Raw genomic sequence first — 21,978 nt, 5'->3', positions numbered from 1 at the left:
AGGTTCGGCATGTACACACTTTGTCGCGTTTTGAAGGCTGGTATCGCAGCTGCAGTCTGCTCTGTCACCTTGTCTGCGATGGCGCAGGCTTATCCCAGCAAGCCCATCAAAGTGGTGGTGGGCTATGCCGCGGGCGGCGCGGTGGATGTGGTGGCGCGCACCATCGGCCAAAGCCTCTCCACCAGCATGGGCCAGCCTGTGATCGTGGAAAACAAACCGGGTGCAGGCACCAACATCGCCGTCAAGTCGGTGGTCACGGCCGAGCCCGATGGCTACACGATGATGATGGCGGCCAACGCTTTGGCTGCCAACATGTCGCTGTACCAACCCGCTCCGTTTGATGCCGAGCGTGACTTGGTGGCTGTGTCACTCATCGGTCGTGTGCCTGTGGTGATTGCGGCCAACCCCAATGCGCCCTACACCAACATCAAGCAGCTGATAGATGCGGCCAAAGGCAAGCCCAACAGCATTGCGTTTGGCACACCTGGCAATGGCTCTACGCCGCACATGGCGATTGAGTTGTTCGCCCGTGCTGCTGGCATTGATTTGCAGCACATTCCCTACCGTGGCGGTTCGCCAGCCATCACCGATGTCATCGGTGGCCAGTTGCCACTGGTGGCGGTCAACGCGTTGGAGGTGCTGCCTCATGTCAAGAGCGGCAAGCTCAAAGTGTTGGCCGTGCTCAGCCCCAACCGCAGCGCCATCTTTCCCGATGTGCCCACCATTGCCGAGTCTGGTTTTCCTGGCTTTGAGGCCTCTGTGTGGTACGGCTTGGTGGCCCCTGCGGCCACGCCCAAACCCATCGTGAACAAGCTGCATGACGAAGTGCAAAAAGCTTTGCAAACCAAAGAAGTGCGCGAGCGCATGAACGCCGTGGGCGGCGAAGTCGTGCCCGGCAGCTCCGAGATGTTCACCAACCTAATTCGCTCCGAACGCCAGCGTTACGCCAAGCTGGTGCGCGAAGCCAACATTCAACCTGATTGAGACTAAGAGGAGCACCATGGAATTTCAAAAGACCCCCGGCTGGATGGACTGGTACACAGGTCCCAGCAAACCCAAATTCAAATTGCCCGCAGGTGCCGTCGATGCCCACTGCCACGTGTTTGGCCCTGGCCACGAGTTCCCCTACGCACCTGAGCGCAAGTACACCCCGTGCGACGCGTCGAAGGCGCAGCTCTATGCTTTGCGCGACCACCTCGGCTTTGCGCGTAACGTGGTGGTGCAAGCCACCTGCCACGGAGCAGACAACCGTGCCATGGTCGATGCCTTGGTCAGCTCTGGCGGCAAAGCGCGTGGCGTGGCCACCGTCAAGCGCAGCGTGACCGAAGACGAATTGCAAGCCATGCATGACGCAGGCGTGCGCGGCGTGCGCTTTAACTTTGTGAAACGCTTGGTCGACTTCACACCCAAAGACGAATTGCTTGAAATTGCCAAACGCGTACAGATGTATGGCTGGCATGTGGTGATTTATTTTGAAGCGGTGGACTTGCCCGAGTTGTGGGACTTCTTCACCGCCTTGCCTACAAACATCGTGGTCGACCACATGGGCCGCCCCGATGTGACCAAGCCTGTGGATGGCCCCGAGTTTGAGCTGTTTGTGAAGTTCATGCGCGAGCACAAAAACGTGTGGAGCAAAGTGACTTGCCCTGAGCGTTTGTCGGTGGCTGGTCCCAAGGCTTTGAACGGGGAGCAAAACGCTTACCAAGACGTGATTCCCTTTGCCAAGCGCATCGTGGACGAGTTCCCCGACCGCGTGATTTGGGGCACCGATTGGCCACACCCCAACCTCAAAGACCACATGCCTGATGACGGCTTGCTGGTGGACTTCATCCCGCACATCGCCACCACCGAAGAACAGCAACGCAAGTTGTTGGTGGACAACCCGATGCGCTTGTACTGGCCTGAGGAGACTTTTTAATGGCACTCGACAAACCCTACACAGACGTTCCCGGCACCATCATTTTTGATGCCGAGCAATCGCGCAAAGGCTACTGGCTCAACCAGTTCTGCATGTCGCTCATGAAGGCTGAGAACCGCACGCGTTTCAAAGCCAACGAGCGTGCTTACCTCGACGAATGGGCCATGACCGAAGAGCAAAAGCAGGCCGTGTTGGCCCGCGATTTGAACTGGTGCATGCGCACCGGCGGCAACATTTACTTCCTCGCCAAAATCGGCGCGACCGACGGTTTGAGCTTCCAACAAATGGCGGGCTCGATGACCGGCATGACCGAAGAGGAATACCGCAACATGATGATTCACGGCGGGCGCTCGGTCGAAGGCAATCGCGTGATTGGTGAAAACGGCGATGCCCAAGCGCAGAACCAACCCCAAGGTGCCGCAGGAAAAAGCGCCGCCACAAACAAGGCTTGAACATGGCAAAAATCACCGCATCCGTTTACACCTCCCACGTGCCCGCCATTGGCGCGGCCTTGGACCTCGGCAAGACGCAAGAAGACTATTGGAAACCCGTCTTCGCTGGCTATGACTTCTCCAAACAATGGATGAAAGACAACAAGCCAGACGTGATCTTCTTGGTCTACAACGACCACGCCACTGCGTTTAGCTTGGACATGATTCCCACCTTTGCCATCGGCACAGCCGCTGAATACACGCCTGCTGACGAAGGCTACGGCGCACGTCCTGTGCCCAAAGTCAAAGGCTATCCCGAGTTGGCCTCGCACATCGCGCAGTCTGTGATTCAACAAGACTTCGACTTGACCATCGTCAACAAGATGGATGTGGACCACGGCTTGACCGTGCCGCTGTCCTTGATGTGCGGCGAGCAAGACCCCGTCAAAGGCGCTTGGCCTTGTCCCGTCATCCCATTCGCCGTGAACGTGGTGCAGTACCCCGTGCCCAGCGGTCAGCGTTGTTTCAACCTCGGTCAAGCGATTCGCAAAGCCATTGAGAGCTACGACGAAGACATCAACGTGCACATCTGGGGCACAGGCGGCATGAGTCACCAGTTGCAAGGCGCGCGTGCGGGCCTGATCAACCGCGAGTGGGACAACAACTGGCTCGACCTGATGATCAACGACCCCGTGGCTTGCGCCGCCGTGCCGCACATCGACTACGTGCGCGAAGCGGGTAGCGAAGGCATTGAGTTGGTGATGTGGCTCATCGCACGTGGTGCGATGTCTGACATTCAAGACGGCAAAGCCACAGGCCCTGCGCCTAAATTGACGCACCGTTTCTACCATGTGCCTGCATCGAACACCGCTGTGGGTCACGCTATTCTTGAGAACGCATAAGAGGAAAAGAACATGAGCAAAACCATCAAAGTCGCCTTGGCGGGCGCAGGTGCTTTCGGCATCAAACACTTGGACGGCATCAAAAACATCGACGGCGTGGAAGTCGTGTCATTGATCAGCCGTGATTTGGAAAAAACCAAAGAAGTCGCTGACAAATACGGCATCCAACACGTCACCACCGACTTGGCCGACAGCTTGGCCTTGCCCGAAGTGGATGCTGTGATTTTGTGCACGCCCACTCAAATGCACGCCGCACAAAGCTTGGCTTGCTTGAAAGCAGGCAAACACGTGCAAGTGGAAATTCCTTTGGCCGACAGCTGGAAAGACGCAGAAGAGGTCGCGCGCGTGGCCAAAGAAAAAGCCTTGGTTGCGATGTGCGGTCACACCCGTCGCTTCAACCCCAGCCACCAGTGGGTGCACAACAAAATCAAAGCAGGCGAATTCAACATCCAACAAATGGATGTGCAAACCTACTTCTTCCGCCGCACCAACATGAACGCCTTGGGCCAAGCCCGTAGCTGGACCGACCACTTGCTGTGGCACCACGCTGCCCACACCGTGGACTTGTTCGCTTACCAAGCTGGCAGCCCCATCGTCAAAGCCAATGCCGTGCAAGGCCCCATCCACCCCACACTGGGCATCGCGATGGACATGAGCATTCAGTTGCAAGCGGCCAACGGTGCAATTTGTACCTTGAGCTTGTCGTTCAACAACGATGGCCCCTTGGGCACGTACTTCCGTTACATCGGCGACACGGGCACTTACTTGGCGCGTTACGACGATCTGTACACTGGCAAAGAGGAACAAATCGACGTGTCCAAAGTGGCGGTGTCCATGAACGGCATCGAGTTGCAAGACCGTGAGTTCTTCGCTGCCATCAAAGAAGGCCGCGAGCCGAATTCCAGCGTGGCTCAAGTGCTGCCTTGCTACAAGGTGCTGCACGAGTTGGAGTTGCAGCTCAACGCTTAAAACACCGAACGACGCGGTGTTGAGACCTCAAAAAGGGAGACTGTTGGGTCTCCCTTTTTTTACATCACAGGAGACGCCCATGACATTGCAGCACGGTATCAAACCGAATTTGACGCAGTTTATGCATCAACTGGCACAGGTGTTTTTGGTCGGGCTGACCATTGGCATGATGCGCACCGTCATTCCTGCTTTGGCTGAGTCTGATTTTGGGGTTCCCAAAAATTCATTTTTGCTCTTGAGTGCTTTTGTGGTGGCATTCGGTTTGGTCAAGGGCGTGATGAATTTTGTGGCCGGACGCTTGTCAGAGCGAATGGGCCGCAAACACGTCTTGTTGTTGGGTTGGCTTTTTGCGCTGCCAATTCCCGTCATGATCTGGTGGGCGCCAAGTTGGAACTGGATCGTTGCCGCCACAGTTTTTCTGGGCATCAATCAGGGCATGACTTGGTCGATGACCCAAACCGCCAAGCTCGACATCACGCATTTGAATGAGCGTGGACTCACGCTTGGGTTGAACGAGTTTGCAGGCTATTTGGGCGTGGCTTTGGCGGGCATCGCCACGGCCTACCTCGCTGCGCAATTCGGTGCGCGCCAAGCCTTGTTGGTGTTTGGCTTGGGCGTCATTGTGTTGGCGCTTGTGTTGACGCAATATTGGATCAAAGACACCTTGCCTTGGGCCAATTTAGAAGCGGCGCGCTCTGCCACAAATCTAGCGCCGACCCCGCGCACTTTGGATATCTTCATGCGCATGAGTTGGCGAGACAAGCGTTTGATGGCCTTGAGTCAAGCAGGATTGGTTGAAAAGTTTGTCGATGCTTTGGTCTGGGTGCTTTACCCCGTTTACCTTTATCAGCGAGGGGTGAGCTTGCCCCATGTGGGTTGGATCATTGGTGTTTACGGCATCGTTTGGGGGTGTTCGCAACTGTTCACGGGGCGACTGTCTGATCGTTTTGGACGCCATCGTTTCAATGTGTGGGGCATGTGGATTTGTGGTGCAGGCGTGGCCTTGATGGTCATGGGTGAAGGCGTGACGTGGTGGGTCGCCTCCGCTGCTATTTCAGGTTTTGGCATGGCCTTGCTGTACCCCAATCTGTCAGCGGCGGTGGCTGACATTGCACCCCCTGCGTGGCGAGGAACGGCCATCGGTATTTATCGATTTTGGCGTGACCTCGGTTATGGCATTGGGGCTTTGGGCTTGGCGTTGACGGCGCATCTGACGGGGCAGATCGAAGCTGCATTCTGGTTTGTGGCCATCTCCATGTTTGCTTCTGGGGCCTTGCTGTTTGTATGGGGTGAAGAAACACATCCCCGAAGTGCTTGATCATTCTCGTCAATCAAAGTGAGCAATTCGGCCATTGCGGCACAAACAGCCGCTGCTTAGACTGAATTTGAACTTCTGGAATTTCTATGCTTCCCCACACATCTCATTCACCGTCTGCTGACGTGACGCAGCAAGCACCTTTGCACGGCGTGCGCGTGCTCGACCTGACCCGCTTGCTACCCGGCCCCATGTGCGCGCTGCATCTGGCCGATCTCGGTGCAGAGGTGATCAAGGTCGAAGACACGGGGGCTGGCGACTATGCCGCCGAGGCCGTGCGTCAGTTGGTGAACCGCAACAAACGTTCGATCTGCATCAACCTCAAGCAAGCCAGTGGCGTGGCCTTGTTGTTGCGCCTGTGCGCGCAAGCGGATGTGTTGATTGAGGGTTTTCGTCCTGGTGTGATGGCGCGACTCGGTGTGGGTTACTCGGTCATCCAAGCCGTCAACCCAAAGCTGGTGTATTGCAGCATCAGTGGCTACGGACAAACAGGGCCCGAGAAAGACGCGCCAGGGCACGATGTGAACTACAGCGCATTGGCAGGCGTGGCCGATCAAATGGGCACCGCCCAAGATTTGGCACTCTCCAATGTGCCCGTCGCCGATTTGTTGGGCGGCACCATGACCGCTGTGATGGGCATTTTGGCCGCCTTGTTCGACGCATCGCGCACAGGCAAGGGGCGCCATGTCGACGTGGCTATTGCCGACGGTGTGTTGGCGCATGCGGTGGTGCCTTTGGCGGGTGTCAACACGCGTGGCACAGCCCAGCCTGCGGGGGCAGACAAACTCACCGGTGCGTTGCCGTGCTACGCCATGTACCGAACCAGTGACGCGCGTTTTGTGGCGCTCGGCGCGCTAGAGAAAAAGTTTTGGGACACCTTTTGCGATCTGATTGAACGTGCAGACCTCAAGCCCTTGCACCATCCCCTCACACCCGAGCAGTCGCAGTGGGTGCGCCAAGAGTTGACCGCGCTCATCGGTGCGCAAACGTGGGCTGATTGGCATGACAAATTAGCAGGCTCAGACTGCTGCGTCACGCCCGTGCTGAAGTTGGAAGAAAGTCTGTTGCATCCGCAGTTTGTGGCGCGCGGCATGGTGTTGCCAGGACACACCGCAGCGGGCCAACCCTTCGTGCAATTTGGCAGCCCCGTTCAGATGACGGGCTTTGACTTTGAAATTCGTTACCCCGCCCCCGCACAGGGGCAGCACACGAAAGAAATTTTGTTGCAAGCGGGTTATGCGGGTGATGAAGTCGAGGCCTTGATCGCACAAGGCACGGTCGCTTGACGCCTTTAAACTGAGCGCACCATGGCTGCCACCACTCACCACACCGTCGCGATTGCCCAAGTGACGCAAATTTTGCAAGGGGCCATGCAACGCGGGTTAGACGTCAACGCCTTGTTGTTGCGTGCCGGCATTTCGCCCAGCTTGTTAGATTCCCCCTTGTCACGCGTGACACAAGGCCAATATGCGGCCCTGATGCTGGTGTTGCGTCGCGTCATGCGCGATGAGTTGTGGGGCCTGTGCAGCCGCCCGTTGAAGCTCGGCAGCTTTGTGCAATCGTGTCGCATGCTGGTGCATTGCCGGACCTTGGGTGAGGTTTTGACAGAAGGCTTTCAGTTCTATCACCTCATGCTCGACGACTTTGTGCCACGCCTAGAAGTGTCACGAGGCGTGGCCTCCGTACGCCTGACGCATCGCGTCGCGCACACGCCCCAACTGGCCTATGCCAAACGCACGTTTGGTTTTTACAGTTACGGTTTGGCCTGTTGGTTGGTGGCCAGACGCATTCCATTGCTCGAAGTGATTTATCCAGAAACTGACGCGCTGTACAAGTCAGATGCAGGCCGCTTGTTTCAAGCGCCCCTGCGTTTTGAGCGCGAGTCGATGGGCTTTCGTTTTGATGCCTCTTGGCTGGATTTGCCGGTGGTGCAAACCCCGCAAAGCTTGGCTGAATTTTTGCGACAAGCCCCCGCGAGTTTGATCGTCAAGTACCGCGATCAAACCAGTTTGACCGAGCGCATTCGCCGTTTGCTGCGTCGCAGCTTGGCGCAAGAATTACCCTCCTTGGACGACGTGGGGAGCGCCTTGGCCATGACCCCGCAAACCTTGCGCCGTCGCCTGCGTGATGAAGGGCAGGGCTACCAAAGCATCAAAGATGATTTGCGTCGTGACGTGGCCATTGAGTACTTGGGGCAACCCGATTTGACCTTGCTCGATATTGCCAATCGCCTTGGGTTTTCAGAGGCCAGCACCTTCCATCGCGCCTTCAAAGGTTGGACCGGCGTCTCGCCTGGCGCCTATCGCCAAACGCATTTGGCGTCGACGTTCAGCGACTGACGTCGCTTGTTTTTCGCGTGCTGTGCACGCTCCGTGAAAACCCTTAACTGATCTTTTTTGCCAATCATTTTGGTGTGATCGGTGATTGAGTTTGCGTCGGTTCAGTTTCAAACTGAGCGCCAACGCAACACAATTTTCAGGAGCACAAATGACCCGCATGCAAAGAGCCGTTCACGTGGTGGGCGTCGGAATGATCCCGTTCACCAAGCCCGGTGCCAGTGAGCCCTACACCGTCATGGGCGCTCGCGCTGCCAAGTTGGCGCTCGACGATGCAGGCGTTGGCTACGAACACGTTCAGCAAGCCTACGTGGGCTATGTGTACGGCGACTCCACCTCTGGTCAAGCGGCGATCTATGGCGTGGGCTTGAGCGGTATTCCCGTCTTCAACGTCAACAACAACTGCGCCAGTGGCTCTAGCGCTTTGTTCTTGGCTCGACAAGCGGTGGAGAGCGGCATGGTCGAATGCGCCATTGCCTTGGGCTTTGACCAAATGGTGCCCGGTGCCTTGAAGGGCGCGTACGACGACCGTCCATCGCCTATGCAGCGCTTCGCCGATGTCATGAACACGCATCAGGGCTACCAAAGCGATGTGCCGCGTGCTGCGCAATTCTTTGGTGGTGCAGGCCGCGATTACATGGGGCAATACGGCATTCGCCGTGACACCTTTGGCCGCATCTCCGTCAAGGCGCGTCAACATGCCGCGCGCAACCCCTTGGCCGTGTTCCGTCAAACCTTGACCTTGGATGAAGTCATGGCGTCGCCCAGCGTGTTTGACCCCTTGACCCGTTACCAGTGCTGCCCCCCCACCTGCGGTGCGGCGGCGGCCATTGTGTGCTCGGCAGACTTCGCCAAGAAGCACAAGCTCGACATGCGTGTGGTCATTGCCGCGCAAGCCATGACCACCGACACCCCCAGCACCTTCGAGACCAACGACATGCGCCGCGTGGTGGGCTACGACATGACCGCCGCCGCCGCTAAGCAAGTCTACGAAGCTGCAGGCATTGGTCCCGACGCGTTAGACGTGGTGGAGCTGCACGATTGCTTCACCGCCAACGAACTCATCACCTACGAGGCCTTGGGTCTGACGCCTGAAGGCACGGCCGAAAAATTTATTTTGGAAGGCGACAACACGTATGGCGGGCGCGTGGTCACCAACCCCTCCGGCGGCTTGTTGTCCAAAGGCCATCCTTTGGGGGCGACGGGGTTGGCGCAATGTGCCGAGTTGGTGTGGCAACTGCGCGGGCAAGCCGACCAGCGCCAAGTCGAAGGGGCGCGATTGGCGCTGCAGCACAACCTCGGTTTAGGCGGTGCATGCGTGGTGACTTTGTACCAAGCCGTTTGAGAGGCTGCCCATGATTGACAAGAAATTCATCGGGCACACCATGCCCGCTTTTGAGGTACTGGTGGAGACCGGTCGCTTGCGGTTTTTTGCCAAGGCCACCGGTCAGACCGACCCGGTCTACAGCGACGAAGTCGCAGCGCGTGCCGCCGGACATCCGGCCTTGCCTGTACCGCCCACTTTTTTGTTTTGCTTGGAGATGGAGTCGCCCGACCCAGCCGCGATCCGCAATCTGTTAGGCATGGACTACCGCAAGCTGCTGCACGGCGAGCAGGGCTTCACCTTCCACCGCATGGCCTATGCGGGCGATGTGCTGCGCTTTGAGCAGCGCATCGAAGACATCTACGACAAAAAAGGTGGCGCGCTTGAGTTTGTTGTGCGCAAAACCCGCGTGACCAACCAGTGTGGCGAGCCTGTGGCCGATCTGCGCACCGTGAGCGTTTTGCGCCATGGATAAGGAAACCCCAATGACCCTACCTAGCTTTGACACCCTTCAAGTCGGCGACGCCATTCCCGTGCTGGCGCTGCCACCCGTGTCACGCCTGACGCTGGCGCTGTATTGCGGCGCATCCGGTGACCACAACCCGATCCATGTCGATACCGACTTTGCGCACAGCGCAGGCATGCCCGACGTGATCGCCCACGGCATGCTGTCCATGGCTTGGCTGGCGCGCTTGCTGACCAACTGGGTGCCGCAAGCCGCCATTCGTGACTACAGCGTGCGCTTTGCTGCGATGACCCAGGTGCACGAAAAGATCACCTGCACCGGCGAGGTGACCGAGAAATTCGAAGCGAACGGCGAGCGTCGCGTGCGCTTGGCGCTGACCACGGTCAACGCCGATGGCCAGATCAAGCTGGCGGGCGACGCGGTTGTTGCGCTGGCCTGAACCCATTTTTAAAAACACATCTCCAAGGATTTTTTATGACTCGCAAACTCGAAGGCAAAGTGGCCCTGGTGTCTGGCTCCGGTCGCGGCATTGGCCGTGAAATCGCGCTCAAGCTCGCCAGCGAAGGCGCACGCGTCGTCATCAACGACCTCGACCAAGCGCCTGCCGAAGAGACGGTGGCCGACATCATCGCCAGCGGTGGCCAGGCCGTGGCTTGTATCGGTAGCGTGATCGAAGCTAACTTTGGCGAGCGTTTCGTCAAGACCGCGCTCGACGCCTTTGGTGGCATCGACATCATCGTCAACAACGCCGGCTACACCTGGGACAACGTGTTGCAAAAGATGAGCGACGAGCAGTGGGAAGCCATGCTGGCCGTGCACCTGACGGCGCCGTTTCGCATCTTGCGTGCTGCCTCGGGCTTCATTCGCGAAGCCGCCAAACGCGAGGCCGAAGCGGGGACACCCGTGCACCGCAAGGTGGTCAACATTTCGTCCACGTCGGGCGTGTACGGCAACGCAGGCCAAGCTAACTACGCGGCGGCCAAGGCTGGTATCAACGGCTTGACCAAGGCCATGGCCAAAGAGTGGGGCCGCTACAAGGTCAACGTCAACAGCGTGGCCTTTGGCCTGATCATGACGCGCCTGACACAGCCTCTGACAGCTGGCGAGGCGAGCGTGGACATTGGTGGACGCACCATTGCGGTGGGTGTGCAGCCCGACCGCCTGAAGGCTGCCGAGTCCACCATCCCGCTGGGCCGTGGCGGCACACCCGAAGAGGCGGCTGGCGCGGTTTACATGTTCTGCATCCCCGAGTCCAACTACGTCAGCGGCCAAGTGTTGGTCTGCGGCGGCGGCCGTCCTTAAAGAAGCGTATGGACAGCATCCTCACTTTCCCCCGCAGTGTGTTTCGTGATGACCACGAAATGCTGCGCACGACCGTGCGCCGCTTTCTGGAGCGCGAATGCAAACCCCGTCAGGCCCAGTGGGACAAGGACGGCCGGGTCGACCGCGAAACTTGGCTCAAGGCCGGTCGCGAAGGTCTGCTGTGCGCCACCATGGACCCCGAGTGGGGCGGTGGCGGCGGTGACTTTGGCCACGCGGCCGTGATCGTCGAAGAGATCGGACGCTCCGGCGTGGGCGGCTTGGGCTTTGGCTTGCACTCGGACGTGGTGGCGCCCTACATCGAGCGCCTAGGCACACCAGAACAAAAAGCGCATTGGCTGCCCAAGTGCGCCACCGGCGAAGTCATCTTGGCGATTGCCATGAGCGAGCCCGGCGCGGGCAGCGACCTCAAGGCGATCCGCACCACGGCGCGACGCGAAGGCGACGAGTACATCATCAACGGCGCCAAGACCTTCATCTCGAACGGCTTGAACTGCGACCTGGTCGTGGTGGTGGCCAAGACCGAGCCCGAGCTGGGTGCCAAAGGTGTGTCGCTCATTTTGGTGGAGGCCGACCGCGCCGGTTTTCGCAAAGGCCGCAAGCTCGAAAAAATGGGCCAAGAGGCTGCCGACACTGCTGAGATGTTTTTTGAAGACGTGCGCGTGCCCGTGACCAACATCTTGGGCGAAGAGAACAAGGGCTTTGCCTACCTGATGCAAGAATTGGCGCAAGAGCGCTTTGTGATCGCGCTGGGCGCAGCCGCCAAGATGGAAGCCATGTTTGACGAGACCGTGCGCTACACCAAGGAGCGTGTGGTCTTTGGCAAGCCGCTGTTTGACTTTCAGAACACCCGCTTCAAGCTGGCCGAGATCAAGGTGCGAACCACGGCTGTGCGCATGATGGTGGACCAGTACCTCGCCGAGCACCTGCGCCGCAAACTCACCGTGCAAGAAGGTGCGATGGCCAAACTCTTTGCGACCGAAGAGCTGGGTAAGGCGCTGGATGAGTTGCTGCAGCTGTATGGCGGCTACGGTTACATGATGGAGTACCCCATCACCCGCGCTTTTGTGGACTCGCGTGTGACCCGCATCTACGGCGGCACCAGCGAGGTCATGAAAGAGCTGATCTCGCGCAGCCTGTGAGCCCATTGCCCTTGTGTACCCCTACACCTCACCAGCCGGGAGACCCAGCCATGCAACGATCGCCTTTACCCCATTGGCCTAAAGGGGTCCCGCGCGCGCTGTGCCTGCCGCAGGTGCCGCTCACGCATTACTTGCAAGTCGCGGCCGAGCGCTACCCCAACAAGCCCGCCGTGATTTTTTGCGGCAGCACGTTGAGCTATGCGGCGTTGCTCGCGCGTGTCGAGGCGCTGGCTGGGTACCTCACCCAGCGGCTGGGCGTGCAGCGTGGTGACAGGGTCTTGCTGCTGAGTCAGAACTGCCCGCAATACATGGTGGCCTACTACGGCGTCATGCGCGCTGGGGCCGTGGTGGTGCCGGTCAACGCGATGTGCACACGAGACGAAATTCGTTATTACATGCAAGACAGCGGCGCTCGCATGGCGATGGTGGCACAGGAGTTGTTGCCCCAAGTCATGCCCTTGCTGCAACCCGGCGAGGCAGATGCCCTGCAGGCTGTGTTGGTGCACGCGTATTCAGAAGGACTGCCTGAGCAAGCGGTCAGCGACGAAGTGCCCGACGTGGTGTTGGCGCCACGCCAATGGACCGAGGCCTCAGGTCTGCACGGGCTCGAAGAGGCCATCGCACAGGCGTTGTCCGCGCCCCCACAACATCCCGACAGTCAGGACCTGTGTGTGTTGCCCTACACCTCGGGCACCACCGGCCATCCCAAGGGATGCATGCACACCCATGCCACGGTGCTGGCGTCGAACATGGCCTCGCAGGTTTGGCGTGGGCTGCACATGGACTCGGTGTTTCTGGCCGTTGCGCCGTTGTTCCACATGCTGGGCATGCAGGGCGGCTTGAACGTGCCGGTCACGCTGGGCGCCACGGTTGTCATGTTGCCGCGTTGGCACGCCGCGGCAGCCGCGCGCCTGATCGAGCATCACCGTGTCAGCGCCTGGGCCGCGCCACCGGCCATGCTGATCGATTTCTTTTCCAACCCAGCCGCAGCGCAGCGCGACCTGAGCAGCTTGGCCGTGTTGTCGGGCGGCGGCGCCGCCATGCCAGAGTCGGTGGCCAATTTGTTGCAAGAGCGTTTTGGCATCGCCTACAACGAAGCCTACGGCATGACCGAGACCGCGTCCTTTTTGCTTGGCAATCCGCTGGCCCGCGGCAAGCGTCAGTGCTTGGGTGTGATCACACCGGGCGTGGACGCGCGCATCGTGGACCCCGAAACCTTGCGCGAATTGCCGGTGGGCGAGGTGGGTGAATTGGTGGCTTGCGGCGCTCAGCTCATGCGCGGCTACTGGCAAAACGAGCCCGCCAACCAGACCTCATTTTTCGAGCTCGATGGCCAAACGTTTTTTCGCACAGGCGACTTGGCCAGTGTCGATGAAGAAGGCTATTTCTTCATGCGTGACCGCCTCAAACGCATGGTCAATGTCTCGGGTTTCAAGGTTTGGCCAGCTGAAGTGGAAAACACCATGTACGAACACCCAGCCGTGCACGAGGCCTGCGTGATTGCCGTGCCCGATGCCAAGCGCGGCGAGAACGTCATGGCCCTGCTGGTGCTCAAGCCGGCATTCAAAGGCCAACTCACCGAGCAAGCCGTCATCGACTGGGGGCGTGAACGCATGGCCGTTTACAAAGCCCCGCGCATTGTGCGCTTCGTCAGCAGCTTGCCCAAGTCGAGCACCGGAAAAATTCTGTGGCGTCAGTTGCAAGAGGCGGAGCGTGACAGCACGACCCTTGCAAGCGCTGAAACGTCAACTTCTCATCCTTTGTGAAAGACGCTTGTCATGACTGATTTCAAAACCATCCAATTCAAAGTCAGCAACCAGGTCGCCACGCTGACGCTGGACAACCCCAGCAAGCGCAACGCGTTAGACCCGGCCATGCGTGTGGAGGTGTCGGAGGTGGTGATGCAAATTCGCCGAGACCCGAGCATCCGTGCCTTGATTTTGACGGGGGCGAATGGCCATTTTTGCGCAGGGGGTGATTTGAAAAACATCGCCACCGTGGGGCTGGACAACCAGGGCTGGCGTCAACGCTTGCAAGATTTGCATGCGTGGCTGCAAGAGTTGCTCACGTTGGATCGCCCCGTCATCGCGGCGGTCGATGGTGCTGCGGCAGGCGCAGGTTTCAGCTTGGCGTTGGCCGCTGACTTTGTGCTGGCCACGCCGCGTGCACGGTTTTGCATGTCGTTTTTGAAGGTGGGCTTGGTGCCCGATTGCGGCGCTTTTTACACCTTGCCCCGCATCGTGGGCGTGCAACGTGCCAAAGAACTGATGTTGTCCGCCCGCGACGTGGAAGGCCCCGAAGCCTTGCAGCTGGGCTTGGTGATGGAGCTGCATGAACCCGATGCTTTGATGGCACGTGCCCAAGCCTTGGCCGCTAGCTTTGTGCACGCCTCGCCCATGGCGGTGAGTTTGATCAAACGCACGTTTGCTGGCTGGGGTGGCGAGTTGTCAACCTCGCTGGAAAACGAAGCCAATGCCCAAGCCTTGGCCATGGGCACCCAAGAACACAAGACCGCGGTGAACCGCTTTTTGAACAAAGAGCCACTGCCGTTTCAGTGGCCTGTCAACGAATAAACACATCACGCAATCAAAAAAGGAAATGAAGATGAGCAGCACACAAACAAACAACGCACGCATGGTCGAAGGCAAAGTGGTGGTGGTCACCGGTGCCGGTGGCGGCATTGGCCGTGATATTGCCTTGGCCATGGCCCGCGAAGGTGCCAAAGTGGTGGTCAACGACATTGGCGCTTCGGTGTCCGGTGAAGGCAACGACGCAGGCCCCGCGCAAGCTGTGGTGAACGAACTCAAAGCCTTGGGTGCAGAGGCTGTGGCCAATACTGACAGCGTGTCTGAAGCGGCGAGTGCAGGCCGCATCATCCAAACCGCGCTGGACACCTTTGGCCGCGTGGATGTGGTGGTCAACAACGCCGGCATTTTGCGTGACCGTTTCTTCCACAAAATGAGCGTGGACGAGTGGGACGCCGTCATCAAGGTTCACCTCTACGGCGCCTTCCACGTCAGCCGCGCTGCCGCCACGCATTTCAAAGAACAGGGCAGTGGCAACTACATCCACATGACGTCCACCTCGGGCTTGGTCGGCAACTTTGGCCAAGCCAACTATTCCGCAGCCAAGTTGGGCGTGGCGGCTTTGTCGAAGTCCATCGCGTTGGACATGCAAAAGTTCAACGTGCGCTCCAACTGCATTTCGCCTTTTGCTTGGAGCCGCATGATTGGTTCCATCCCCACCGAAACGCCCGAAGAGCAAGCCCGTGTGGAGCGCATCAAGCAAATGACGCCCGCCAAGATTGCGCCATTGGCCGTTGCGCTCGCCAGCGACAGTTCGGCGCATGTGAATGGGCAGATCTTCGCGGTGCGTAACAACGAGATTTTTCTGATGAGCCAGCCGCGTCCGGTGCGCTCAGTGCATCGCAGCGAAGGCTGGACGCCGCAAACCGTGCTCAACCACGCCATGCCCGCCCTCCAGTCCAGCTTCTTCGACCTGGAGCGTTCGGGTGACGTTTTCAGCTGGGACCCCATCTAAGGAGATGACGATGAGCGACAAAAACACAGGCGTTCTTGTGCAGCATCAAGCCGCACTGGCCGACGGCCGGTTCCTGATTCAAAAGTGCGGTGACTGCGGTCAGCACATTTACTTTCCGCGTGAAATCTGCCCGCATTGCGGCAGCGATGCGGTGCAATTTGTCAGTCCCAGCGGGCAAGGCACGGTCTACGCCGTGACCACGGTGCGCCGCAAGCCAGCCGATGGGGGTGACTACAACGTCAGCCTGATTGACCTCGACGAAGGCCCACGCCTGATGAGCCGCGTGGATAACCTGAAACCGGATGACGTGAAGATTGGCCAGCGCGTGACAGCGCGTGTGGTGGTGGCCGATGACAAAGGTGTGGTGGTCTTCGACGCCGTAGGAGGTGCAGCATGAGTGACGGATTGAAAGCCTTGCGCGGCAGCGCTGCGATTGCCGGTGTGGCCACCTTTGGGTGTGGCGAAGCCCATGGTTTTTCCGAGATGGAGTTGTTGGCACGCTCGGCGCACGCTGCGGTGGCCGATGCGGGCTTGAAGATGAGCGACATCGACGGTCTGTGCACCGCCAGCGTGGGCTCGACCATGTGGCCCATGCCGGTCATCGAGTACTTGGGCATTCGCCCGAGCTTCATCGACGGCACCATGGTGGGGGGCTCAAGTTTCATTGCGCACCTGTTGCCGGCCATGCACGCCTTGCAATCCGGCCAGTGCAATGCCGTGTTGGTTTGCTATGGCAGCACGCAACGCACCGCCACTTTTGGGCGACGCGAGATCGCGCAGGCTCGCCGTTGGATGGACCCGCAGCCTTATGAAACGCCTTACGAACCTTTCAACCCGCCCAGTGCTTATGCCCTGGCTGCTTCGCGCCACATGCACTTGTACGGCACCACACGACGCGACTTGGCCGAAGTGGCTGTGGCCGCACGCAAGTGGGCGCAGCTCAACCCGGAAGCCTTCATGCGCGATCCGCTGTCCATCGACGATGTGCTCAACGCGCGCATGGTGAGCGATCCCCTGTCGGTGCGCGATTGTTGTTTGGTCACCGATGGCGGCGGCGCTTATGTGCTGGTGCGCGCCGACCGTGCCAAGCACTTGGCCAAGAAGCCGGTGTATGTGCTGGGCAACGGCACCGCCTGCTGGAACCGTCAGATCTCGGCCATGCCTGACATCACGGTCACCGCAGCCAGCGAGTCAGGTCGCCAAGCCTATGCCATGGCAGGCCTGAGCGCCAAAGACATGGACGTGGTGGAGCTGTACGACGCCTTCACCATCAACACCTTGTTGTTCTTGGAAGACCTGGGCTTTTGCGCCAAAGGCGAGGCGGGTGCGTTTGTGCAAAACGGCGGCATTGCACCGGGCGGACATTTGCCGGTCAACACCAACGGCGGTGGCTTGTCGTGCGTGCATCCGGGCATGTATGGCATTTTCACGCTCATCGAAGCTGTGCGCCAGTTGCGCGGCGAGGGCGGTGAACGCCAAGTGTCGGGCGCGCACATCGCGCTGGCCCATGGCAACGGCGGCACCTTGTCGAGCCAATCAACGGCCATTTTGGGAACGGCGGATGCGCTGTGACGCACCTCGCTTTTTTGACGCATTCACTTTGGAAGACACCCCATGATTCGTGACCCAGAAACCCTGAACGCCTTGCTTGACACGGTGAACCGATTTGTCCGTGAACGCCTCGTGCCTGCCGAAGCCTTGGTGGCTGAGACCGACGAAATTCCAGAAGACCTCGTGCAAGAGATGAAAGACATGGGTCTGTTCGGCCTGACCGTGCCCGAGTCTTATGGCGGCCTAGAGCTGACCATGGAAGAAGAAGTCATGGTCATGTTGGCGATGGGGCAAACCTCGCCGTGCTTTCGCTCGTTGTTTGGGACCACCGTTGGCATTGGGTCGCAAGGCATTTTGTTCGACGGCACGCCCGAGCAAAAAGCCAAATACCTGCCCAAACTTGCGACGGGGGAGTTGATCGCCTCGTTCGCCTTGACCGAGCCCGATGCCGGTTCTGATGCCGCCTCGCTGCGCACCACGGCCATTCGCGGCACTGATGCCGAGGGCGACCATTACATCGTCAACGGCACCAAGCGCTACATCACCAACTCGCCCCATGCCGGCATCTTCACTTTGATGGCGCGCACCAACCCAGCCGACAAAGGTGCGGGCGGTGTGTCGGCTTTCATCGTCGAGGCCAACACACCTGGCATCACGATTGGCAAGGTCGATAAAAAAATGGGCCAACGCGGCGCGCACACCGCCGATGTGATTTTTGAAAACTGCCGCGTGCCAGCCAGTCAACTCATTGGCGGCAAGGAAGGCCAAGGCTTCAAAACCGCGATGAAGGTGTTGGAGAAAGGGCGCATCCACATTGCCGCCATTTGTGTGGGCGTGGCCGAGCGCATGCAACGCGATGCGCTGAACTACGCCATTGACCGTAAGCAATTCGGCCAATCGATTGCCGAATTTCAGTTGGTGCAAGCCATGTTGGCCGACAGCCAAGCCGAAATTTACGCATCACGTTGCATGGTGATTGATGCAGCCCGCAAACGCGACGAAGGCCTGCCTGTGGCCACCGAAGCCTCGTGCTGCAAATTGTTCGCATCCGAAATGTGCGGTCGCGTGGCGGACCGTGCGGTGCAAATTTTTGGGGGTGCAGGCTACTTGAGCGAATACGGCATTGAGCGTTTCTACCGCGACGTGCGTCTGTTCCGTTTGTACGAAGGCACCAGTCAGATTCAACAAATTGTGATTGCGCGCAACTTGGTGCGCGAAGCCACACGCTGAAGTTCGTTCACTATAAAAAGGAGACAACCATGAAGACTTTCCTCACGCGCCGCGCTTGCATGACGGCTGTGGCCCTTGGTGCTTTGACGGCGGCCATACCTGCCATGGCGCAAAGCCCATTTCCGAGTCAGCCCATCAAAATGATCGTGCCTTACCCTGCGGGTGGAGCCACCGATGCTTTGGGGCGCATGATGGCGCAAAAGTTGGGTGAGGCATGGAACACCTCTGTGGTGGTGGAAAACAAACCCGGTGCAGGCGGCACGATTGGCAACAACGCCGTGGCCAAAGCGCCCGCAGATGGCTACACGATTTTGATGACCATCACCGCCATCATTCAGCAACCTTTGTTGATGACGTTGCCGTACGACCCCTTGAAAGACTTCGCGCCTGTGGTGCAAGTGGCGAAAAGCCCCAGCATGTTTGCGGTGCCCTTGAACTCACCCGCCAACACGCTGAAAGACTTCATCACCTTGGTCAAAGCCAACCCTGGCAAGTACAACTATGGCACGTATGGCGCGGGTACCTCGTCCCACATCCAAGGCGCGTTGCTCAACTTGCAAGGCAAGCTCGACATGGTGCATGTGCCGTTTCAAGGGGCGGCACCTTTGGTCAACAACATGGTGGGCGGTCAATTGACCTCGGCTTTCATTGACTCGGCCTCTGCGCGCGCGCACCTCAAATCATTCAAGCCCTTGGCCGTGACGGGCACCCAGCGCATAGCCGCGTTGCCCGATGTGCCGACGTTCAAAGAGTTGGGCTTTCACTCGTACGAACCCTTGGGGTGGTTTGGCATGCTCTTGCCCGTCAACACGCCTGCGGCCATCGTGACCAAGTATTCCGAGGAGTTCAACCGCATCTTGCGCATGCCCGATGTGGTGGCGCGCATCGAAGGCTTTGGTTTGGGTGTGGGCGGTGGGAAACCCGAAGAGTTTGCGCAAGTGATGAAGTCCGATGCGCAGGTCTACGCCACCATCATCAAAGACGCTGGCATCAAGCTCAGCCAATGATCAGGAGACAAAACACATGAGTCACTTTCAATTTTTGGGCATGCAAGGTTTGCAGCAATCTGCACGCCGCTGGATGGCGCTGCTGCTCTTTTGCCCACTCGCCGTGTTGGCACAAACGTCGGGTCAAACGGTGCGCTTGGTGGTCGGCTATGCCGCAGGCGGACCGGTCGATGCGGCGGCTCGCTTGTTTGCACCGGCGCTGTCGCGTGAATTGGGTCAACCCGTGGTGGTTGAAAACAGAGCGGGTGCTGGCGGTGCCATGGGCGGCGATGCTGTGGCCAAGGCTGCACCGAATGGTTTGCTGTTGTTTTTTGCAGCAAGCCCCACGATGACGATCAGCCCGCACATTTTGAAATCCATGCCGTTTGACCCAGCCAAAGATGTGACGCCCATCGCGCCCATCTTGAGCTATGCCAACGTGTTGGTGGTCAACAAAGACCAGCCGTTCAAAACCGTGCCCGAGCTCATCAGCTATGCCAAAGCCCATCCCAACAAGTTGGCTTATGGCTCGGCAGGCATGGGGGCGTCTAACCATTTGAGCGGTGAGTTGTTCGCCTTGCGCACCGGCACCACTTTGACGCATGTGCCCTACAAAGGCAACGCGCCCGCCATGACCGATGTGATCGGTGGGCAAATCAACATGATGTTTGACATCATTGGCAGCGCCCGCAACTACGTGTCGTCAGGGCGTGTGTTGGCCGTGGCCGTCACCTCGCGTGAACGCAATGTGTCGATGCCCGATGTGCCCACCATGCGCGAAGCCGGTTTGGCCGATTACGAAGTGGGTGGTTGGTATGGCTTGTACGGTCCAGCCAAGTTACCCGCTGACATGGTGCAACGGTTGAACGAAGCTACGCGCAAAGCCTTGGCAGGCGACGAGTTGAAAGCCAAATGGGCTGAGCAAGGCTATGACTTGTGGGTGGGGTCTCCCCAACTGCTGGCCGACCGTGCTGCGCGTGAGTTGGCGTTGTGGGCCACGGTGACCAAGGGCATTCAGGTTCAGTGATCGCCATGAACTTCCAATTCATTCATCAACTGTTTGATGCGCGCGTAGCGCAAGCGCCATCGCAAGTGTTTCTTTCCACACCAACGGCTGATTTCACTTTGGCAGAGTTGTCCGTTTTGGTCGACCGTTTGGTGCTGGAGTTGCAGTCTGACGGCGTGCGTGCGGGCGACCGCGTGCTCATCGTGGCTGAAAACTGTCCTGAGCATGTGGCCTTGATTTTGGCGTGCAGCAAAGTCGGGGCGTGGTCTTGCGGGGTGAATGCCCGCATGTCGCGCGGCGAAGTGAGTTTGTTCGTGCAGAAGGCGGACCCACGCGTGATGTATTTCACCAGCGAGGTGTCGAGCGCCGCCCGGGCTCATGCGCAAGAGGCAGATGCCCGTGGCAGCGTGCTGACGGGGTTGCAGCGCAGTGCTGTGCGCGAGGCGGCTGTGGCAGAGGTGGGTGAGTTGGCGCAGCGTGTGGCGGCCATCATTTTCACGTCTGGCACCACGGGCACACCCAAAGGTGTGTTGGTGTCGCACCAAGGTTTGTTGCAGTTTGGGCGTGTGTCGACCGAGTCGCGCCAACTCACACAAGCGGACCGCTCGTATGCCTATTTGCCCATGACGCACATCTTTGGCTTGGGCACTGTGTTGATGGCTTCTTTGTATGCGCGCGCGGGCTTGGTCATGCGCAGCGCGTTTGATCCTGCCGATGTGTTCAAGGCCTTGGCACAAGGCGGCGTGACGCAGCTGCAAGGGCCGCCTGCGATGTTCACGCGTTTGTTGGCTTGGCTGGACGAGCAAGGCATTCAGCATCCTGTTTGTCCTGACTTGCGCTACGTCTACACAGGTGCAGCACCGTTGGATTTGAAGCTCAAGCGCGCGGTGGAGGAACGTTTCTCTCAGCCTTTGCACCACGGCTATGGCTTGTCTGAATACGCCGGTGCTTTGTGCCTAGGTCGTTTGAATGTGGCTCGGGACGACACCTCGGCCGGTTATTTGGTTGACGGCGCTGAACTGCGCATCGTCAACGAACAAGGCCAAGCTGCGGCAGCGGGCGAGCGCGGCGAGATTTGGATGCGCGGTGTTGGCTTGATGCCCGGTTACTTTCGCGATGCCGACGCGACCGCGCAAGTGATGCGTGAAGGCGGCTGGTACGCCAGTGGCGACACAGGTTACTTGGATGACGCCGGTGCTTTGTTTGTGGTGGGGCGCTTGAAAGAAATGATCATTCGCTCAGGCTTCAATGTGTACCCCGGCGAGGTGGAGTCGGTGTTGGCCCAATTCCCAGGTGTGCAGCGCGCAGCGGTGGTGGGGCGTGCCGTGTCGGGCGGGAATGAAGAAATCATGGCCTTCCTAGAAATGCAGCCCAACGCCAAACTGGACCGCGCGGCTTTGGATGTGTTTGTCGCCGATCACTTGGCCCCCTACAAACGCCCGGCACATACGGTGGTGAGCGATGTGTTCCCCATGACCTTGAGCGGCAAAGTGCTCAAGCGCGAGCTTTTGGCTTCCTTTGAAGCGTCACCTCAATAAGGAC

General features: G+C 59.0%; 22 protein-coding genes. All 22 read left to right on the top strand.

The window, feature by feature from the left end; genetic code table 11:
• The first annotated feature begins 9 nt into the window (after window positions 1–9).
• On the top strand, window positions 10–984 hold the full coding sequence (locus C5F52_RS07525; protein ID WP_104797692.1) for a tripartite tricarboxylate transporter substrate binding protein: 975 nt from the start codon (window positions 10–12) through the stop codon (window positions 982–984).
• A 16-nt stretch (window positions 985–1,000) separates the two neighbouring features.
• Window positions 1,001–1,918, top strand: a complete 918-nt coding sequence (locus tag C5F52_RS07520) for an amidohydrolase family protein (protein WP_104797691.1) — start codon at window positions 1,001–1,003, stop codon at window positions 1,916–1,918.
• On the top strand, window positions 1,918–2,370 hold the full coding sequence (ligA, locus tag C5F52_RS07515; RefSeq protein WP_104797690.1) for a protocatechuate 4,5-dioxygenase subunit alpha: 453 nt from the start codon (window positions 1,918–1,920) through the stop codon (window positions 2,368–2,370). Before C5F52_RS07520 ends, ligA begins: the two co-directional genes overlap by 1 nt.
• A gap of 2 nt (window positions 2,371–2,372) precedes the next feature.
• On the top strand, window positions 2,373–3,251 hold the full coding sequence (locus tag C5F52_RS07510) for a class III extradiol dioxygenase subunit beta (protein WP_104797689.1): 879 nt from the start codon (window positions 2,373–2,375) through the stop codon (window positions 3,249–3,251).
• Window positions 3,252–3,263: 12 nt separating this feature from the next.
• A complete protein-coding gene (locus tag C5F52_RS07505) occupies window positions 3,264–4,220 on the top strand; it encodes a Gfo/Idh/MocA family oxidoreductase (RefSeq protein WP_104797688.1) in 957 nt (318 codons plus the stop codon).
• Between the two features lie 79 nt (window positions 4,221–4,299).
• The gene (locus C5F52_RS07500) at window positions 4,300–5,538 is read left to right on the top strand and encodes an MFS transporter (RefSeq protein ID WP_104797687.1); all 1,239 of its coding nucleotides are present in this window, start codon (window positions 4,300–4,302) and stop codon (window positions 5,536–5,538) included.
• Between the two features lie 86 nt (window positions 5,539–5,624).
• The gene (locus C5F52_RS07495) at window positions 5,625–6,821 is read left to right on the top strand and encodes a CaiB/BaiF CoA-transferase family protein (RefSeq protein ID WP_104797686.1); all 1,197 of its coding nucleotides are present in this window, start codon (window positions 5,625–5,627) and stop codon (window positions 6,819–6,821) included.
• Window positions 6,822–6,842: 21 nt separating this feature from the next.
• Entirely contained in the window at window positions 6,843–7,874 is a 1,032-nt protein-coding gene (locus tag C5F52_RS07490; protein WP_104797685.1) for an AraC family transcriptional regulator, read from the top strand.
• A gap of 157 nt (window positions 7,875–8,031) precedes the next feature.
• Complete coding sequence (locus C5F52_RS07485; protein WP_201746985.1) at window positions 8,032–9,216, top strand: lipid-transfer protein; 1,185 nt, start codon at window positions 8,032–8,034, stop codon at window positions 9,214–9,216.
• Between the two features lie 10 nt (window positions 9,217–9,226).
• Window positions 9,227–9,670, top strand: a complete 444-nt coding sequence (locus C5F52_RS07480) for a MaoC family dehydratase N-terminal domain-containing protein (protein WP_104797683.1) — start codon at window positions 9,227–9,229, stop codon at window positions 9,668–9,670.
• Window positions 9,671–9,680: 10 nt separating this feature from the next.
• The gene (locus C5F52_RS07475) at window positions 9,681–10,100 is read left to right on the top strand and encodes a MaoC family dehydratase (RefSeq protein WP_104797682.1); all 420 of its coding nucleotides are present in this window, start codon (window positions 9,681–9,683) and stop codon (window positions 10,098–10,100) included.
• Between the two features lie 35 nt (window positions 10,101–10,135).
• Window positions 10,136–10,963, top strand: coding sequence for an SDR family NAD(P)-dependent oxidoreductase (locus C5F52_RS07470; RefSeq protein ID WP_104797681.1), 828 nt, complete (start codon window positions 10,136–10,138; stop codon window positions 10,961–10,963).
• 8 nt (window positions 10,964–10,971) lie between these two features.
• Window positions 10,972–12,123, top strand: coding sequence for an acyl-CoA dehydrogenase family protein (locus C5F52_RS07465; RefSeq protein ID WP_104797680.1), 1,152 nt, complete (start codon window positions 10,972–10,974; stop codon window positions 12,121–12,123).
• A gap of 50 nt (window positions 12,124–12,173) precedes the next feature.
• Window positions 12,174–13,889: a long-chain-fatty-acid--CoA ligase gene (locus C5F52_RS07460; protein WP_104797679.1), complete on the top strand. Its 1,716-nt coding sequence runs from the start codon at window positions 12,174–12,176 to the stop codon at window positions 13,887–13,889.
• A gap of 12 nt (window positions 13,890–13,901) precedes the next feature.
• The gene (locus C5F52_RS07455; RefSeq protein WP_104797678.1) at window positions 13,902–14,696 is read left to right on the top strand and encodes an enoyl-CoA hydratase/isomerase family protein; all 795 of its coding nucleotides are present in this window, start codon (window positions 13,902–13,904) and stop codon (window positions 14,694–14,696) included.
• Window positions 14,697–14,757: 61 nt separating this feature from the next.
• Window positions 14,758–15,663, top strand: coding sequence for an SDR family NAD(P)-dependent oxidoreductase (locus C5F52_RS07450; protein WP_104797856.1), 906 nt, complete (start codon window positions 14,758–14,760; stop codon window positions 15,661–15,663).
• Window positions 15,664–15,673: 10 nt separating this feature from the next.
• The gene (locus C5F52_RS07445; RefSeq protein ID WP_104797855.1) at window positions 15,674–16,060 is read left to right on the top strand and encodes a Zn-ribbon domain-containing OB-fold protein; all 387 of its coding nucleotides are present in this window, start codon (window positions 15,674–15,676) and stop codon (window positions 16,058–16,060) included.
• Window positions 16,057–17,235 (top strand): thiolase, encoded by a 1,179-nt coding sequence (locus tag C5F52_RS07440; protein WP_104797677.1) that lies wholly within the window; start codon window positions 16,057–16,059, stop codon window positions 17,233–17,235. Before C5F52_RS07445 ends, C5F52_RS07440 begins: the two co-directional genes overlap by 4 nt.
• A gap of 42 nt (window positions 17,236–17,277) precedes the next feature.
• Entirely contained in the window at window positions 17,278–18,444 is a 1,167-nt protein-coding gene (locus tag C5F52_RS07435) for an acyl-CoA dehydrogenase family protein (protein WP_104797676.1), read from the top strand.
• 29 nt (window positions 18,445–18,473) lie between these two features.
• Window positions 18,474–19,451: a tripartite tricarboxylate transporter substrate binding protein gene (locus C5F52_RS07430; RefSeq protein WP_104797675.1), complete on the top strand. Its 978-nt coding sequence runs from the start codon at window positions 18,474–18,476 to the stop codon at window positions 19,449–19,451.
• Window positions 19,452–19,491: 40 nt separating this feature from the next.
• Window positions 19,492–20,457: a tripartite tricarboxylate transporter substrate binding protein gene (locus C5F52_RS07425; protein WP_104797674.1), complete on the top strand. Its 966-nt coding sequence runs from the start codon at window positions 19,492–19,494 to the stop codon at window positions 20,455–20,457.
• A 5-nt stretch (window positions 20,458–20,462) separates the two neighbouring features.
• The gene (locus C5F52_RS07420; protein WP_104797673.1) at window positions 20,463–21,974 is read left to right on the top strand and encodes a class I adenylate-forming enzyme family protein; all 1,512 of its coding nucleotides are present in this window, start codon (window positions 20,463–20,465) and stop codon (window positions 21,972–21,974) included.
• Window positions 21,975–21,978: the final 4 nt, after the last annotated feature.

This window comes from Limnohabitans sp. TS-CS-82 (assembly GCF_002943475.1).
This window is presented reverse-complemented; position numbering and strand designations above follow the sequence as displayed.